Source organism: Priestia sp. 3CA3 (assembly GCF_056836725.1).
Genome location: NZ_JBXENJ010000006.1, coordinates 375,100 through 391,575 on the forward strand (window position 1 = coordinate 375,100; position 16,476 = coordinate 391,575).

15 protein-coding genes are annotated in these 16,476 nt (G+C 37.1%); 5 read left to right on the plus strand and 10 right to left on the minus strand.

The features are described from left to right. Positions 1 to 57: 57 nt before the first annotated feature. Both AC1VNJ_RS18305 and AC1VNJ_RS18310 read right to left on the minus strand, forming a co-directional pair. Positions 58 to 1,110 carry an aldose epimerase family protein gene (locus tag AC1VNJ_RS18305; RefSeq protein WP_482641155.1) on the minus strand — a complete coding sequence of 351 codons (1,053 nt, stop codon included), beginning with the start codon at positions 1,108 to 1,110 and terminating at the stop codon, positions 58 to 60. Between the two features lie 189 nt (positions 1,111 to 1,299). After that, positions 1,300 to 1,824, minus strand: a complete 525-nt coding sequence (locus AC1VNJ_RS18310; protein ID WP_482641156.1) for a DinB family protein — start codon at positions 1,822 to 1,824, stop codon at positions 1,300 to 1,302. Between the two features lie 301 nt (positions 1,825 to 2,125). On the opposite strand from AC1VNJ_RS18310, the gene AC1VNJ_RS18315 reads away from it, so the two are divergent. Beyond that, entirely contained in the window at positions 2,126 to 3,019 is an 894-nt protein-coding gene (locus AC1VNJ_RS18315; protein ID WP_430051565.1) for a sigma-70 RNA polymerase sigma factor region 4 domain-containing protein, read from the plus strand. Positions 3,020 to 3,082: 63 nt separating this feature from the next. Here AC1VNJ_RS18315 and fsa read toward each other — a convergent pair whose 3' ends face one another. Continuing rightward, entirely contained in the window at positions 3,083 to 3,751 is a 669-nt protein-coding gene (gene fsa / locus AC1VNJ_RS18320) for a fructose-6-phosphate aldolase (protein ID WP_013082751.1), read from the minus strand. Between the two features lie 60 nt (positions 3,752 to 3,811). Further along, a complete protein-coding gene (locus AC1VNJ_RS18325) occupies positions 3,812 to 4,321 on the minus strand; it encodes a hypothetical protein (RefSeq protein ID WP_034264650.1) in 510 nt (169 codons plus the stop codon). Positions 4,322 to 4,811: 490 nt separating this feature from the next. Here AC1VNJ_RS18325 and AC1VNJ_RS18330 point away from each other — a divergent pair, with 490 nt between their 5' ends. Further along, positions 4,812 to 5,108 carry a hypothetical protein gene (locus AC1VNJ_RS18330; RefSeq protein WP_028413740.1) on the plus strand — a complete coding sequence of 99 codons (297 nt, stop codon included), beginning with the start codon at positions 4,812 to 4,814 and terminating at the stop codon, positions 5,106 to 5,108. Between the two features lie 106 nt (positions 5,109 to 5,214). Here AC1VNJ_RS18330 and AC1VNJ_RS18335 read toward each other — a convergent pair whose 3' ends face one another. Beyond that, positions 5,215 to 6,666: an NADP-dependent glyceraldehyde-3-phosphate dehydrogenase gene (locus tag AC1VNJ_RS18335; protein WP_482641157.1), complete on the minus strand. Its 1,452-nt coding sequence runs from the start codon at positions 6,664 to 6,666 to the stop codon at positions 5,215 to 5,217. A 506-nt stretch (positions 6,667 to 7,172) separates the two neighbouring features. Here AC1VNJ_RS18335 and AC1VNJ_RS18340 point away from each other — a divergent pair. Continuing rightward, positions 7,173 to 7,313: a hypothetical protein gene (locus AC1VNJ_RS18340; RefSeq protein WP_014460568.1), complete on the plus strand. Its 141-nt coding sequence runs from the start codon at positions 7,173 to 7,175 to the stop codon at positions 7,311 to 7,313. 491 nt (positions 7,314 to 7,804) lie between these two features. Beyond that, on the plus strand, positions 7,805 to 7,960 hold the full coding sequence (locus AC1VNJ_RS18345) for an aspartyl-phosphate phosphatase Spo0E family protein (RefSeq protein WP_016763750.1): 156 nt from the start codon (positions 7,805 to 7,807) through the stop codon (positions 7,958 to 7,960). Between the two features lie 135 nt (positions 7,961 to 8,095). Here AC1VNJ_RS18345 and AC1VNJ_RS18350 read toward each other — a convergent pair whose 3' ends face one another. Continuing rightward, on the minus strand, positions 8,096 to 9,064 hold the full coding sequence (locus AC1VNJ_RS18350) for an extracellular catalytic domain type 1 short-chain-length polyhydroxyalkanoate depolymerase (protein WP_328174196.1): 969 nt from the start codon (positions 9,062 to 9,064) through the stop codon (positions 8,096 to 8,098). Positions 9,065 to 9,362: 298 nt separating this feature from the next. On the opposite strand from AC1VNJ_RS18350, the gene AC1VNJ_RS18355 reads away from it, so the two are divergent. Beyond that, positions 9,363 to 10,124 carry an SDR family NAD(P)-dependent oxidoreductase gene (locus AC1VNJ_RS18355; RefSeq protein WP_482641158.1) on the plus strand — a complete coding sequence of 254 codons (762 nt, stop codon included), beginning with the start codon at positions 9,363 to 9,365 and terminating at the stop codon, positions 10,122 to 10,124. A gap of 84 nt (positions 10,125 to 10,208) precedes the next feature. Here AC1VNJ_RS18355 and AC1VNJ_RS18360 read toward each other — a convergent pair whose 3' ends face one another. The 4 genes from AC1VNJ_RS18360 to AC1VNJ_RS18375 all read right to left on the minus strand — a co-directional run bounded on the left by AC1VNJ_RS18360 (position 10,209) and on the right by AC1VNJ_RS18375 (position 16,224). After that, complete coding sequence (locus AC1VNJ_RS18360; RefSeq protein WP_049164058.1) at positions 10,209 to 11,555, minus strand: MFS transporter; 1,347 nt, start codon at positions 11,553 to 11,555, stop codon at positions 10,209 to 10,211. 64 nt (positions 11,556 to 11,619) lie between these two features. Beyond that, on the minus strand, positions 11,620 to 12,639 hold the full coding sequence (locus tag AC1VNJ_RS18365) for a TAXI family TRAP transporter solute-binding subunit (protein WP_328174194.1): 1,020 nt from the start codon (positions 12,637 to 12,639) through the stop codon (positions 11,620 to 11,622). A gap of 137 nt (positions 12,640 to 12,776) precedes the next feature. Then, positions 12,777 to 14,189: a sigma-54-dependent transcriptional regulator gene (locus AC1VNJ_RS18370; RefSeq protein WP_028413745.1), complete on the minus strand. Its 1,413-nt coding sequence runs from the start codon at positions 14,187 to 14,189 to the stop codon at positions 12,777 to 12,779. Further along, a complete protein-coding gene (locus tag AC1VNJ_RS18375; RefSeq protein ID WP_328174193.1) occupies positions 14,161 to 16,224 on the minus strand; it encodes a transporter substrate-binding domain-containing protein in 2,064 nt (687 codons plus the stop codon). The genes AC1VNJ_RS18370 and AC1VNJ_RS18375 overlap by 29 nt, the downstream gene beginning before the upstream one ends. Positions 16,225 to 16,476: the final 252 nt, after the last annotated feature.

Below are 16,476 nucleotides of genomic sequence, written 5' to 3' on the forward strand. Positions count from 1 at the left end.
TTATAACTTCTTAACGTCAATAAAAAAGTGCTCTTCTCAATGAGAGCACTTTTTTATTTAGATAGTGTTATTAGTAAATAAATATTTAGTAGATGCTTCATATTTCTCACCGGGCTTTAATACACAAGAAGGAAAATGCTTATGATGAATAGCGTCTGGTAAACCTTGTGTTTCCAAGCAAACACCGAGGTATTTCTCTGAGTGAATCCCTCTAATTTCAAATTCTTCGTCTAGATGATTTCCCGTATAGAGAACAACTGAAGGCTGATCCGTTTTGACTTCTATTTTGCGACCGCTTGCTGGATCAAATAATGACATCTGGTTTTCAGTTTCTGCTTCTAAAAGAAATGGATGATCGTATCCTTTACCAACTAATACATTTTGCGGATGTGTAGATTCCACTCCTTCCTTGAGGCTATGTCCTTCTCTAAAATCAAATGGGGTATCTGTGACACTTATCGTTTCTCCAGTAGGTAAAAGATCATCATTCAGCTCTAAGAATTCGTTACTTTTCAGCTTTAAAACATGATCTAAGACCGTTTCCTTTAGATTTCCGCTTAAATTGAAATACGTATGGTTTGTTAAATTGATAAGAGTGTCTTGATCTGTTGTTCCTTCGTAAGAGATATGAAACTCATTTTTATTAGTCAACGTATACGTAACTTTCACTTCAAGATTGCCAGGGTACCCTTCTTCTCCATCTTTACTTACATATGTAAATTCAACACCTACGTGATCACTTGCCTCGATTGTTTTTGCATGCCATATTTTGTGGCTAAACCCTTCTGAACCGCCATGCAAATGGTTATTTCCTTCATTTTTCTCTAGACGATAGGTTTCATCATTAAGCTGAAACTCCGCTCCCCCTATACGTCCTGCTACGCGTCCGACCACAGCTCCGAAATAAGGAGAATACTTTTGGTATTCTTCTATTGAATCAAATCCCAAGACAACACTTTCAATCTTCCCTTCAGAATCCGGCATTTCAATATTTGATATCACACATCCATAGTCAAGGCAGGTGATTTTAAGCCCTTCATCATTTAATAAGGTATAAGCATGTACAGCTTGATTGTTTAGTTCGCCAAATTTCTCAAAATTCACTTTCATTTTTAATCAGTCCAATCCTCTTTTTATTCGTAAATTGCTTAACGGACCCTACATGTTATACACATGGGATATGTTCTTATAGTTCCCTCTGCAATCCTTCCTGAATCTTCATTATTCTCATTTTATTGTAATCGTGTACATTTCGTAATTCAAGCTTGAATGATAAAGGCTGGCTACTGTTTGTCATTGCTATTTCTTTAGTATTCCTAAGTATTCTTCCCAAGGTCCTACATCTTCTCTGTATCGTTCTGCCATTACTCGAACAATTTGGGCAATATGCGTTAAATCGTGAGCAACCCAAGTCGAGAGCAACTCTCTGACTTTTACTTCCCCAAACTCCGGGTGTTCTCCTCTCACTTCAAGATGCTTTACAGGCTTAATTAACAGCTTTAGTTGTTGTAAATTCTGCATTCTTATCATGTTGAATTCAAGAAGCTTTTCTTCAATAGAACTAGTAGATTCCTTGTGTAAATGAGCATAGCGATCAAATGGAGGGAAAGCTCCTCCTTTTCCTTCTTGAAGGATGAATTTTAGCCTTGGTATCCAATTGTTTTTTTCTGCTTCTATTAAATGTTCTATTACTTCCGAGGTACTCCAAGTTCCTTCTCCTTCATTACATTGCAGCCACCCTGCAGATAGACCCGACAAAAGTTTTTCAAGCGTCTTAGGCGTACGCTCAAGTATTTCGGTCGCTTCTTTTAAATTAAAATTCATGCTCATTCCCCTTTCTCAACGTAATGATGCTGAGCTGTCAGTTATGTAAAAATTCTTGCGATTCTAGTCAATTTTACCACAATTGACTTTTATTAAAGGAAGGAGCTAATCTTCTACTTACTTTAATGCTTACTAAAACAAAAACAGAACACACGTTTGGTTTTTCTCTAGAAATATGATAAAATATATACAGGCTAGAACGCAGTGAGTATCAGTCTGAATGGGTACTGCTCATTCGTAAAATAGATTGCTAGCAACTTTTTCATCTTGAGCTTTTCGTTTGAATTGGAGTGAGACAACAGTGAGTAAAAATCAAAAGCGATGGAAAAAAGAAGAAGATAAATTTCTTATCCAACACTATGGCGTTATGACGCTTCAAAAGATGGGTGAGCATTTACATAGAAGCAAGGAATCGGTTAATAAACGGCTTACTCGATTAAATCTTCGAGCTTCAGATACAGCTTTACGTAAAAAGTGGACGCCGAAACAAGATGCTTTTTTACAGCAGAACATTGATATCATGAACAACCGTGAAATGGCAGACTCCTTAGACAGAAGTCCTTCTTCTATTGCTACGCGCATAAAAGTTTTGGGTTTAACTCGAAAAACTGCGATGCGAAGATGGACCGTACAAGAAGACGAATATTTGCTAAGGTATTACGGAATAAAACCCCTTTCGCGCATATCAGCGAAATTGCAGCGAAGTGTGCAGGCACTAGAATCGAGGTTAAGTCGTTTAGAGGTGTATGGAGCTAAATCGCACGTAGGGCATATCACAGCGTGTGAGCTAGCAGCCTGCCTCGAAGTAGATGTTCATACAATTTACAAGTGGATTCATAGAGAGAATCTACCGTATAAAATGATCATCGCCAAGACAAGAACATTCATGGGAATTGACATTCAATCTTTTTGGAAGTGGGCTGAACAAAATAAATCGTGCCTTAACTTTTTTAAAATACCTAAAAATACGCTTATTCCAGAACCAGCGTGGGTGGATGAACAAAGAAGGCTAGACTATGTAAAGCGCCCTAAATACGAGCATAAAAAGTGGACAGCAGAAGAAGATGCTAAATTGTGGCGTATGTTTTATCAGGAAAAGCGCAATCAGCGAGAAATTGGGCAGCTGCTCGGGCGTTCGAGAAATAGCGTGCAGCGACGCTTAGAGCGTTTACGCAAAAAGAAACTAGCTAGTTAAACGATAAAAAGCTTGGAATAAGCTATGCTTACCCCAAGCTTTTTTTATTGATATGACTTTTGGTTAAGCTTTAACTGCTTTTTCCCAATCTGCTGCAAATTTTTCCATTCCTTGGTCAGTTAACGGGTGTTTTGCTAATTGCTCAATAACAGCGTATGGAATTGTGGCAATATGAGCCCCTGCAAGTGCTACGCGCGTTACATGATCCGGGTGTCTTACAGATGCGGCGATAATTTGAGAGTCGATGTTTTGAACGCGGAATAACTCAGCAATTTTAGATACCAGCTGTACTCCGTCTTCTGAAATATCATCAAGACGTCCTAAAAATGGAGAAACATACGTCGCTCCAGCACGAGCTGCTAAAAGCGCTTGGTTTACTGTAAAGATTAGGGTTACATTTGTTTTTACGCCTTTTTTTGCAAGGTAGCGCGTCGCTTCCAAGCCAGCTAATGTCATAGGCAGCTTAATCGTAATGTTTTTATCTCCATCGTTAATTTTAATCAGTTCTTCAGCTTGAGCGATCATGTCTTCAGCAGAAAGTGCGTCAGGCGTTACCTCAGCGGAAACGGATTCAACCTCCGGTACCATTTGAAGAATTTCTTCGATGCGGTCTTCAAATCTTACGCCTTCTTTTGCTACTAAAGATGGATTGGTTGTTACACCTGCTAGAACACCAACTTTATATGCTTTCTTAATATCCTCAAGGTTTGCTGTATCAATAAAAAATTTCATCTCACTATTCCTCCTTATTGTTGTACATCAATCTGCATCTCAACTTGCGTGAACTATCGCCTAGCCAATTTGCTGCAGGGCATATAGATTTTCTATAGAAGCGTTTTCAATCTCTTTTGCAGTTAATACCTTTAGTTTTTCTAAAAATTGTATGGCGTCCACGCGGTCTTCAATGTCTTCTTCTGTACGAATATTCTCCGTTTTAATCTGATGGATACATTCGTTGATGACTTCTTTGTACGCATTTGTTTGGATAAACCATTCTGCTAACAGCGTTTTTGTTGCTTCTCTTTCTTCTTCACTTTTAACTGCAAACAAACTCTCTGTTTCCGTTTCACTCAGCATAAGGCTGCTAAAATCGTGATTCATACAAAGCCAAAAATAACCTTTTTGGCTATCGTAATACTTTCCTTCTCTTAAAAGAAAATACTTGATTCCAAATTTAATTTTGTGAGATTGGCTCTCTGAACTCGGCATATGAATTTCTTTTATTTCTACGCTTTCTGATACATCCAGATATGTTTCTAAACCGTACTTTGTATTCACTACTTTTGCATCCAATATGTCCATCCTCATTCTCCTTTTCTCAAATTCTATTTATTTTTATAAAAACAGAGGTCTGATTTTATGTAATAACGAATCCCATTTTTGTGGATGTTTTTCTTAACCAACCGACATGTTTTACTGTTTACGCTTTCATTATATATCAGATTATTCGAAAAATCATCAAAAACAATCAAATTCATTCAAAAAAAATCATAAAATCGTAAAAAGTAGTCATAAAAGGTCATCATCTATTAAAAATAGATGAATTTTTATGTTGATTGTGTGCTTCAATGTGTCTTAAGGCAACTATCTCTTCAAAAAAACCGACCTTTATTACATACCCTCTATGCAAAAATATAGCCACTCATTTCACCGTTTTTTCACTTTAACATGATATCCTGTAGTATACTTTTGTTTCACGTGCTAATTCCCATATTTTTTTACTTTTTAAGGTTATTCATTTTTATTAGTGGGAAAGTTACATAAATACAACACGTTATAGGGGGACTTTAACATGGATAAAAGAATTGAAACATTAAAAGAAAAACTGCCTGATAATCATAAGGAGGTTGCTGTTCTGACCTCTCATATTTTTGATGCGCTTGATAAATTAACAACTGAACATCGCAGATATGTTGATATTTCGGCAGCAGCCAAAATAAAGCCGAATCCGGATGAAGAGAAAGCTTTTTTTGATACCATCTATGAAGTAAAAACACTCATTATGTCAGAGCTCGAAAAAACCGTTGAAGATATCGAGCACAAAGGTGATAAAAACTGGCATAAGAACTATAAAGATGGAATCGAGTGATAGGTAAATAAGACGTTTAAAAGCCTGTGCTTTTTGGAGCACAGGCTTTTTTCCATGAGATTCTCTACATGTTACTGACTCGATTTGGATAGCTCTTGGAATTCAATCATTGAAGATTTAATACCGTTACTTTTTCACGAGTCATGGATTCAATGCTTTTACGAATGCCTTGAGCGCCCATACCGGATCCTTTTACGCCGATAAAAGGAAAATGATCAGGGCCGCGTTCTGTGCGGCCGTTGATTTGAACGGAACCGACTTCCATTTTATTTGCAATTGAGAAGGCTTTATTAATATCTTTTGTAAAAACGCTTGCTTGTAAGCCGAATTCTGATTCGTTTGCGATGTCAATGGCTTCTTGGTCAGAAGCGACGCGGATAATTGGTAACACAGGACCAAATGGTTCTTCCCATGCTACACGCATAGTATCATTCACGTTATCTAAAAGAGTAGGATAGATAAGGTTGCCTTCACGCTTGTTCCCAGTCACAACTTCTGCACCTTTTTCGAGCGCGTCTGCAATTAAAATTTGAATAAAGTCCGCTGCCTTACTATCAATTAATGGAACGATTGTACATCCATCTTCAGGAGAACCCACTGATAGTTTATGTACTTCTTCTTTTAGGATGTCGACCAGCTCGTTTGCCACTTTTTCATGTACAAGTACACGTTTAATAGCTGTACAGCGCTGACCCGAATAAGAAAATGCTCCGCTTATAATATGTTTTGCTGCCTCCTGCAAATCTGCATCTTCACATACAATACCCGGGTCTTTTCCTCCAAGTTCTAGTACAAGAGGAATCATGCCTGCTTTTTTAGCTAACTGATTACCCGTATTTGTTCCTCCGGTAAACGAAATCATGTTAATGCCTTTATGTTCAACCAAGTAATCACCAATTACAGATCCGCGGCCCGTTACGACGTTTACAAGTCCTTGTGGAATCCCTGCTTGATCAAGAGCTTCAATCATCTTAATACCGCTGATCGCTCCTTGCGTTGCGGGTTTGAAGATAACTGCATTTCCTGAAATAAGCGCAGGCGCAAGCTTAGCAGCAGACAAATTTACCGGATAGTTAAAAGGAGGAATCGCGAGTACCACGCCTAAAGGCACGCGTTCAACAATCGCAACCTTTGACTTAGAACCTCCAGGAAAGCTATCTCCTTTCATGCTTTCTCCGTTCACATGAAGAGCTTCTTCAACTGTATAGCGAATGAAATCTGCCGTGCGTACGACTTCATTCCTTGCATCTTTTAAGCTTTTTCCAACTTCTCTCATAATAATTTCGGCAATTTCACTCTGCATTTTTACCAGCTCATCTGCCCACTTATATAAATATTTGGCACGGTCTTGCAGAGAAGTTTCCGCCCACCCCTTCTGAGCTTTCTGTGCGGCATGTACCGCTTCATCGACTTCTTCTTTTGTGATAGCCTGCACTTTTCCAATCACATCATGACGGTATGGAGAAACAATATCGATCGTCTGCCCTGATTTGCTTTCTTTCCACTCACCGTTAAGATAAAAAGAATAAGTTGATACATTTAAAACCGTTGTTGTCATAAAAAGTCCCCCTTAATAAAAGTGAAATTTATTATCAAAATTTTCAGTCTTTTTTACGAATGAAAACTATGTGAATATTTGAGCAAAAAGAATTCTACTTGTATTCATTTCTATAACTTTTATATTCCGTGTAACTCCCTAATCTTATACTGCTTACTTGTTGCCTTTAAAGCAGCAGCTTTTTTCTTTTTAACTTAAAACAAACCCTCGTATAATTTAATGAATATTTCGTATTTTTAATATATATAAATTTCTTTCATTCGTACAATATAAATAAGTTATCTTAATGATTAATAATTTTAATGATTCATGCCCCGAATACGAAGAAATCTTTATGGTTTCCTACTTTTTTAAGCTCCCTTGATTGTATTTACTTTGGATGGATATTCAGGCGATGCATACACTCTTTTTATTCTATGTGTTGAGAAAATAAAATAAGGGTATAAAATAAATATAGGAAAATGAAGATGAAAGTAGAATATATATTCTAAAGGGAGGGATTTATTGTGATTGTTACTTTAGGTTTTGTGGCATCAATTATTGCGTTGTTTATGCTTTTTACTAACCGGACGTCCAATATCCCGGAAGAAATAATCCATGAAACAACACATGCCAATAAAGAAGAGCAGTATATGTATTATATATAAAGCGTCTTAACAGACGCTTTTTTGTTGCGCTTTTTACAAAGTCTATAGCGGTTAGAAACGGCCCTCACCTATCATTTATCTTTATTTGTCAGTGCCTGATAGCCATAAATAGTTAAACAGAAACCAATAAATGAAAAAAAGATATGTTTTGGTTTAAAGTTGACTAACTTAAATAAGTCCAATCTTATGTTAACATCCCTAAATGTAATCTGATTATGCCTATATCCAAAAAACAGAGTAAGCTCTGTTACTCCGTCAGTTATTTACAACCGGTGGAACAATCATAATTAAGACAGAGCGAAGCTTCCAGCAAAACGTTTAAGAGTCAATTCATTTTAAATGAAAATATCTGAATTTAAAATACGACAGACTTCGACACTATCTATTTGTTACTATATTTTTTAGGTTCTATTTTTAGATTTGAACCGTTTTTACATAAAAAATTCAATAATTTAAACCTTTAAAATGACGTGGCAAGTGGAGGAAACTTAATGTGTTTCAAATGTAGGCTACTGCTGATAAAGATAGAATTTATACGAAAAATGATGATGATGATTGCACTAGAAGAAGGGTTTACAAGTAGTAATACGATTAAAATCAGTCAGGATCTAGATGTATTGTTAAATCGGTTTGAAGCTACTTGTTAAGAAATGCTGGTTGATAACAGAAAAAGGATCTTTCGATAAGATCCTTTTTTACTGTTGATCGACAATTATTTGTTTCAAAAAAATGAAGGCTGATGTTATTTAGTAGTACATCTTGATCGCTCGTTCATATTTTATTTAATCATTCTGTGCTTCAAAAAAATCCCACATCATTTTTGAAGCATTAGGACCTTTTGAATCAGTATCTGATCCATTGTCATTTCCACCTGACCATGCATGCCCCATATCCTCTACCATAATTTTTTTCATCCAGATTTTATTTTCTGCATCTACGTAGTCATAAGTTATGTAACTATAATGATTTTCGTTTTCCCTTGAAGTGTAAGAAGCAGCATTTTCATGTAGGTCGATACCGAAATACTTATATGTATAAATCCACTGCTGAATTAATGTAGACGCATTAATTGGATTAACTGTTGTATCTGATTGGCCATGAAACGTAATGATGGGAACAGGCCGTGCGTAAGGTCCCATTTTCTTATAAGCTTCATCACCGTCAAATTCAGGATTTAGAGATCCATATAGCATAACTTCTCCGGCTGTTATGAGGTCTACAGCATACGCATTACTGCCTGCTGAATGAATGCCTACCGCTTTAAATATATCAGGATAAGCAATAGCCATCACATTCGCCATAAAGCCTCCAGCTGACATGCCAGCAAGGTATATACTAGTAGAATCAATCGCATATTTAGTGGTTATGTGATCAATCATATCTTTTATTATGTCTGGCTCTCCATTCCCGCGAAACTGGTTATACTCATAAAACCAATTCCAGCACCCGTTGGAATTAGCAAAGTAATTCATTTGGGGATAGAGAACAATAAAACCTTTTTCTTCCGCTAGCTTATTCATTTCCGTACCCGCAGCAAAATCATCTGCATCTTGTTGACATCCATGAAGCATAACGATTAATGGTACTTTACTTAACCCAGTATATGTACTTGGAACATATACCTTGTAGGTAAAGTAATCATCATAATTATACTCTTTCCAAATAGGGCGAAAGAACGCACTCTGTAATTCTATTAAAAAAGTTGAAGCGCTTAAAACTGGATTCATAAAAAAGGAACATAAAGTATTCACGGAGTTTACCCTCTCTCTATTTCTGATGTATATACTCTCTATTTCGTTATATCACAAAATAATCCTTTTATTATGTATCTTATCTTTCATATATGTCTTTCATTATTTTTCTCTTCACTCTTTAGTGGTACAAATTCATAGAGTAAGTTACGCTCTGCGTTGGGTAACAACTTTAGGTGATTTAGTATGTTTAATACAAGTATACGCGTGGAATATTAGACAAAGATAATGAACTTCATTTCGAATGCATCCCGCTGCTAATCAGTGAGATAAATTTGTGATAAAAGGAGACATACACATGAAATATACAGTCATCACCGGAGCAAGTTCAGGAATTGGATATGAAACGGCTCTAGCGTTTGCAGAGCGTGGCAAAAACCTTATCTTAGCTGCTCGCCGAGAAGATAAATTAGAGGAGTTAAAAACTGAAATTACAAGTAACCATCAGAACGTCGACGTTGTTATTAAATCAGTTGATTTATCAACTGCAGAAAACGCGCATGAGTTTTATAAGTCGTTGCAAGGTTATGAACTAGAAACGTTTATTAACAACGCAGGCTTTGGAGATTTTAGTTTGATTGCAGATCAAGATTTAAATAAAGTGGAGAAAATGCTTCATTTAAATATCGAGGCATTAACCATTCTTTCATCTTTATTTGTAAAAGATTATGAAAACGTTGAAGGCACACAGCTTATCAATATTTCTTCAAGAGCAGGCTATAACGTAGTAGCTACTTCCATTACGTATTCCGCCACAAAATTTTATGTAAGTGCATTTACAGAAGGCATAGCTCAGGAACTAAAAACAAAAGGAGCTAAAATGCAGGCAAAAGTATTAGCCCCTGCTGCTACGGAAACAGAGTTTGCTCAGCGCTCGTTTGGCACAGACAGCTTTGAGTATAAGGGGAAAGTTGCTAAGTATCACACGGCAAAAGAAATGGCTGAATTTCTGTTAGCCCTCTACGATAGCGATAAAACAGTGGGTCTTATCGAAGAAGGCACGCGTGAGTTTAGCTTAAAAGACCCTATCTTTCCTTATTCTGAACCAACTACAAAATAAATATCTTTTAAGTGTATAAAAAAGGACTGGCTTTTTATAGCCAGTCCTTTTTATGTTATCGAACGATTATTTGTTTAAGCAAAATTAAAAACTCACATTATTTGGCGGGATGTTGTCGTCTTTGTCATCTGTTTTCAACTCGGACTCTATGTATGAATCTTTAGAGGATTCTCCCATACGCCAATAAACAAGAAAGCTGATGGCAATACACCCTGCTACATAGAAGAAGAAAATTGATTCATGGCCAATACTTTTCAGCCATAGGGCGATAAATTCTGCTGTCCCTCCAAATATGGCAACTGTAAGTCCGTACGGTAATCCTACACCAAGAGCTCGAATTTCCGTTGGAAAAAGCTCAGCTTTTACAATAGCGTTAATAGATGTATAGCCTGTTACAATGATAAGTCCAACTGTCATTAATAGAAAGGCCATGACTGGGTTATGTGCTTGTTTCATAAAAAGAAACAGCGGTACAGTCAGCAATGTTCCCAAAATACCAAAGCTCATTAACAGAGGTCTGCGTCCAATTTTATCAGATAGCATCCCTGCTATTGGCTGAATGACAACAAATACAAGCAGCGCACAGAAGTTAATCCAGCTTACGACCCCTTTATCCAGCCCTACACTGTTTACCATGAATTTTTGTAGATACGTTGTATACGTATAAAATGCAACCGTTCCTCCTAATGTTAAACCAATAACGGTCAACACTGCTTTAGGGTGCTTCATAAGTGCTTTAATAGTCCCTGCATTTTCACGGCTTTCAGAGTCCATTTTAGAAAATTGCTCTGACTCATCCATCGTACGTCGCAGCCATAAAACGCTTAGCGCGCCGATGGCTCCAATAACAAAAGGAATACGCCAGCCCCATGAAATCATATCTGCTTCACTAAGAACGTTTTGCAGAATAATTTGAACACCTAATGCTACCAGCTGACCAGCAACAAGCGTTACATACTGAAAGCTTGAATAAAATCCTCTTCGCCCACTGCTTGCCATTTCAGAAAGATAAGTTGCAGACGTTCCGTATTCTCCCCCTAAGGAGATTCCTTGAAGCAAACGTGCGAGTACTAGAATAATAGGAGATAATAACCCTATTGTGCCATAGCTAGGGGTACAAGCGATAATCAAAGAACCGCTCGCCATGATGGTAATAGATAAGGTAAGCGCAGCACGGCGACCATATCGATCGGCATAGCGTCCCATTAGCAAACTACCGATTGGACGCATTAAGAAACCAACAGCGAAGATTGCGGCTGTGTTAAGCAGCTGACTTGTTGGATCGCCTTCTGGGAAAAATTGCGATGAAAAATAGACGGCAAAAGCAGAGTAAACGTACCAATCGTACCATTCAATTAAATTTCCAACAGATCCTTTAAAAATATTACTTGTAACACGCCTGTTGTTTGCAGCTTCACTAGTATGAGCCATAATTAATCCCTCTTTTCTTTAAGTAGTGTTTTCTTCTGTACAACTTTATAGATAAAGATTTAGTTTATTTTATAATGCCTTTTTCTTCATAATACTTTTTTGCACCGGGGTGCAGTGGTAAAGGAAGTTGTTCTACCGCTTTTGCTAACGTTATTTTTTCAGCAGAGCTATTTGTTTGCTCAAGCTCTTCTATGTTTTCAAACAAAGCTTTTGTCAGTTCATATACTTTTTTTTGCGGCATATCTTTATTAGTAATCAAAAGGTTTTTAACCATGACTGTTTTTGTTTCTGTGTTGACATCCTTATATGTATCAGCCGGAATCATCCCACTCCCTAGTGGCGGGTATGATTTTTTTAATTTTTCTGTCACTTCTTCAGGCACTGAAATCAGTTCCATTTCGTTCGTTGAGGCTAACTCTGTAATTCCTGAGTTAGGATATCCAGAAGAAAGAAAAGCTGCATCTGCGGTTCCATTTTTAATTCCTTCAATCCCTTCAGAAAAAGGTAGAAACCGTGCATGAAAATCCTGAGTGCTGATGTCCATGCTGTTTAGAATTCTCATAGCCAATACCTCTGTACCACTGCCAAGCGCTCCTACTACCACGTTTTTCCCTTTTAAATCTTGAAGCGTATGAATTCTAGCCGACTTCAGAGCTACAATTTGCATATAGTTTGGATATAAAGAAGCTACTGCTCTTACATTGGATAAATCTTTCTTATTAATTACGGCTTTTTCTTTTCCCCGAGAACTTGCCAGCATATCTGCCATCGAAAAGCCGAGCTCGGCTTTTTTTTGCGCAATTTTACTAATATTTTCTACAGAAGCGTCCGTTGTCTCTACGCTGGCTTGGATTCCTAGCTTTTCTCCATAAACTCTGGCTAGAGCATTGCCTAACTGAAAGTAAACACCTGTTGGTCCTCCTGTTACAATAGTAAGCGGTTTGTCGTCAAACCCTTCACTAGCCTTTGCGTTAGAGTCAGTGCTGTTTTCTTTTTCCTTATGAATAGTTAGTAAATCTCTATTTAAGACGGCTATGATAAATAGTAAACAGAAAACGAGCGCCACCCCTATATATCTTTTCATTTATTCACCTCTATTTTCTTTAATGTGGGCGCTTACAATAATATGTTGCAATTTTCGTGCCAACAAAAAACGCTTAAATGGCAGAGGAACTGACAAGAACCCGGCAAAAAATGCCGGGTAGAAACGGAAATATGTTCCTACTCGGCATTTTTTGCCTCCTTTTGTTGAATTGTGCGGTAAAGATGAAGTTTGTTACGGATACTTCGTTCACTGATACCGAGTGCCTGAGCTGTTTTTCTGCGGTTGCCTCCACACTCTTCAAGGACTGATTCGATAATTAGCTGTTCTGCTTCTTTCATCGTGTAGTTAATTGGAATATTAATTAATTTTGTTTCTTCGGTGAAATTCTCATTCTCATAGCGTGACAAAGAAGTCTCTTGTTCGTGTTGAACAGTTATAGGTAAATCTTTTTCCATAATCGTTCCATCTTTGGTCATAGCAACGGCATATTCAAGAATGTTTCCTAGCTGTCTTATATTTCCAGGGTAATCATACGTTAAAAGCTTTTTATATGCATCTGAAGACAGCACACAAAGCGGTTTCTCCATTTCTTCTGAGTATTTTTGCAAAAAGTATGGAATAAGCAGCGCTATATCTTCCTTCCGTTCCCGTAATGGCGGTAGTGTGATAGGGATGACATTCAAGCGGAAATATAAGTCTTCGCGAAAGCCATTTTCTTTTACCATACGATTTAATTCTTTATTAGTGGCACTCACAATCCGAACATCTACTTTTCTTGTTTCCGATGAGCCAAGAGGCGTTATTTCTTTTTCTTGTAAAAATCGAAGCATTTTTGCTTGCAACGACGGAGGCATCTCACCAATTTCATCTAAAAAAAGAGTTCCTCCATCAGCTGCGGCTACTTTCCCGTTTTGATTGCGAGTAGCTCCTGTAAAGGCGCCTTTTACAAAACCAAAAAGTTCACTTTCAAGTAAAGTCTCTGGAATAGCCGCACAGTTAACGGAAATAAACGGTCCGTTTGCTCGCTTTCCCTGCCGGTGAATCCCTCGCGCTACTAGCTCTTTTCCAGTACCGCTTTCACCGAATATAAGCACGTTCGAATCAATGTCTTTTACTCTATTAATAATCGAAAAAACTTGTTTCATAGCTGCACTTTCACCAATCATTTGATCGTAGCCTTTTATTTTCTCAATCGTTTCGCTTAATTCACGAACTTTATCATGAAGCTCCTGGTGTTCAAGCGTTTTTTCAATTAATATATGAAGCTCTTCAATATCAAGAGGTTTTGTAATGTAATGGTAAGCTCCTCTTTTAATAGCTTCTATAGACGATTCAATCGTCCCGTAAGCCGTCATCATAATAATGGATGTTTGAGGCTGAATGTCTTTAATTTTACTTAGCACTTCAAGCCCATTATATTCGCCGAGTCGCCAATCCAGCAAAACAACGTGGACAGGCTGACTGCGTAAAAATTGATAAGCTTCCGGTACTTCTGTAAGATTGGTCACTTCGTAGTTTGTTTCTAGAGCAAAACGAAGAGATGAACCAATAGCAGGTTCGTCATCGAGAATGAGAACAGTCGGTTTCATATGAATGGCCTCCTTTTTCTTTCGTAACAGGCAAGACAATCGTAAATGTTGTACCATTTCCTTTTTTTGTTTGCATCGTAATTTCTCCATTATTCTCTTCTATCCACTGATAGCATAGTGATAAACCAAGACCCACTCCCTGCTTTTTTGTTGTATAGAAAGGTTCCATAATATGTGGGACGTCTTTTTCATCTATGCCTTTTCCTGTATCACTAACATTAATAAAACCCAATCCATTTTCTGTTACAGCCCTGATAGAGAGCTCCTTACGAGGACTGCTTTCCATCGCGTCCAGCGCATTTAACATCAGGTTTAGCATAATTTGTTTAATTTGATCGGGATCACTGTAAAGACGCATACCCGGTTCAATATCAAGAGATAAGTGAACCGCTTTCTTTTTTAACGTAGGGCTAATAATAACCGCTACAGAGTTTATAAATGTTTCTACGTCAAAAGCTATTTTCTGAGGGTATTTAGGCCGGGCATAATCTACTAAACTTTCAACAATACGATTCATTCTTCTCAGTGCTTCTGGAACGTGCTTGGACAGTTCTTTTCGAAACTCTGGATTTTCATATTTATTTGGCAGCAAATCAATAAACGTTTTTACGGATGTAAGCGGATTACGAATTTCGTGTGCTACACCTGCGACCAGCTGACCTAACGCACGCATTTTCTCTTGAGTTGCTAACTTCTTCTCAAGCAGTCTTTCTTCAGAACGATCGGCTAGTGTCAGTAAATAACCGTTCATTTTAGTTGTATCTTCATAAAGCGGAATTACTCGATACAATACAAAATAGACTTCTCCATTTTGTTTGTGCTGAATTTCTTTTGTAAATGGCAATGCCATTTGCGATTGCTTTATCGTATTATACGTTTTAAAAATTTGCTGGATAAGCGGATGTTGATGAATATGACTAGATTGAAATGTTTTATCCTCTATGAGAAGAATTTCTTTTGCCCGCTGATTGATAGTTGTAAGGTTTAGCGATTGATCAAATGTGAGAATTCCGTAATACATATGGTTCATAACTTGTGTCTGAAATGCATGCGCCTGTAAAATTGCTTTTTGCTGAATCTGCAGCTTTTGATTCGCATCAGCAAGCGCCGATGTACGTTTTTTCACTTCTTTTTTTAATCGCTTGTTCCAAAGATATATGGTAAATAAACTACCTAGTGTTAAGACAACTATAATAAGAAGAAAAACAATCCAATTGCGCAATTCTTTTAGGCGTTCTTCTGAAGAAGAAACAAACCATTTTCTATATAGTTCTTGATATGTTCCATCCGCCTGCATACGTGAAATTGAACGGTTAATGATCGATAAAAATTTTGTGTTTTCAGGTCGAGTTGCAACCGCAAACTCTGAAGGTATTCCTACATTATCGAGTATAATGTACTGTCCTTTTTTCTTTGATTTCTCAAGATAAAATTCCGCGGTCCACTTGTTTGAAAAAAAAGCATCAGCCCGATTTAAAAACAGGAGATTGAGCGCATCCTCTGGATTTAAAGCCACTTGAAACTCTATGTTTCTTACATTCATCAGCAGTTCAAAGGAGATTTTATCTTCCCGCATGGCAACTGTTTTGCCTCGTAAATCGGTTAAAGATGTAACCGAGGATTTTAATGAGTTTGGAATGACTACGGCATCTGCCATCGTAAAATATGGATCGGAAAACTTAAACACTTGATTTTGATTAGCCGAATACTCCAAGCCCATAATGGCATCAATTTTACCTTCTTGCAGTGCTTTTGTTGCTTGATAAAGATCCATTGGAATATATGTAAATTTCACATTCTCTTCTTTCGCTATTTGATTGAGCATATCAATACTAAAACCAGTAAATACTCCTTCATCGTTCACGTAAGAAAAAGGCGCAAGATGTTTTTCTCCAGCAATGCGGTATGTATTTTTTTCGGCTGCGTAATTTGCTTTTTTATTGGGTACAGTTTCTGCTTTTACAGAAACCGGAAGATAAGCTAGAAATAAGATAATAGATAAAATAAAACAAAACGGGCGGAGTGTAACATACATAAGATATAGCTGTCTCCTTTTAAAAAACCTTTAGTTAAGTAGATGAAAAATGTCTTTTATTATTATGTATTTCTTAAGGTATTGGAATTTCAAGAACCAAAATAAAATGATATTGAAATATTCTGTCAATCTTTTTTATAAAGAAAAGCCTCTTTTTAGAGGCTTTTTGTTATCGCAAACAAAACATATTTGTTCGGTAATTAATATTCTTTTACTCTCGGCCTTTAGCTTCTTTGATGTTAAGTTGTATGT

Coding starts and splice junctions, on each gene's coding strand:
- AC1VNJ_RS18360 (WP_049164058.1), bottom strand. CDS start 11,555: ATGGCTCATACTAGTGAAGCTGCAAACAACAGGCGTGTTACAAGTAAT.
- fsa (WP_013082751.1), bottom strand. CDS start 3,751: ATGAAATTTTTTATTGATACAGCAAACCTTGAGGATATTAAGAAAGCA.
- AC1VNJ_RS18370 (WP_028413745.1), bottom strand. CDS start 14,189: ATGAAACCGACTGTTCTCATTCTCGATGACGAACCTGCTATTGGTTCA.
- AC1VNJ_RS18355 (WP_482641158.1), top strand. CDS start 9,363: ATGAAATATACAGTCATCACCGGAGCAAGTTCAGGAATTGGATATGAA.
- AC1VNJ_RS18365 (WP_328174194.1), bottom strand. CDS start 12,639: ATGAAAAGATATATAGGGGTGGCGCTCGTTTTCTGTTTACTATTTATC.
- AC1VNJ_RS18305 (WP_482641155.1), bottom strand. CDS start 1,110: ATGAAAGTGAATTTTGAGAAATTTGGCGAACTAAACAATCAAGCTGTA.
- AC1VNJ_RS18345 (WP_016763750.1), top strand. CDS start 7,805: ATGTGTTTCAAATGTAGGCTACTGCTGATAAAGATAGAATTTATACGA.
- AC1VNJ_RS18375 (WP_328174193.1), bottom strand. CDS start 16,224: ATGTATGTTACACTCCGCCCGTTTTGTTTTATTTTATCTATTATCTTA.
- AC1VNJ_RS18325 (WP_034264650.1), bottom strand. CDS start 4,321: ATGGACATATTGGATGCAAAAGTAGTGAATACAAAGTACGGTTTAGAA.
- AC1VNJ_RS18335 (WP_482641157.1), bottom strand. CDS start 6,666: ATGACAACAACGGTTTTAAATGTATCAACTTATTCTTTTTATCTTAAC.
- AC1VNJ_RS18330 (WP_028413740.1), top strand. CDS start 4,812: ATGGATAAAAGAATTGAAACATTAAAAGAAAAACTGCCTGATAATCAT.
- AC1VNJ_RS18310 (WP_482641156.1), bottom strand. CDS start 1,824: ATGAATTTTAATTTAAAAGAAGCGACCGAAATACTTGAGCGTACGCCT.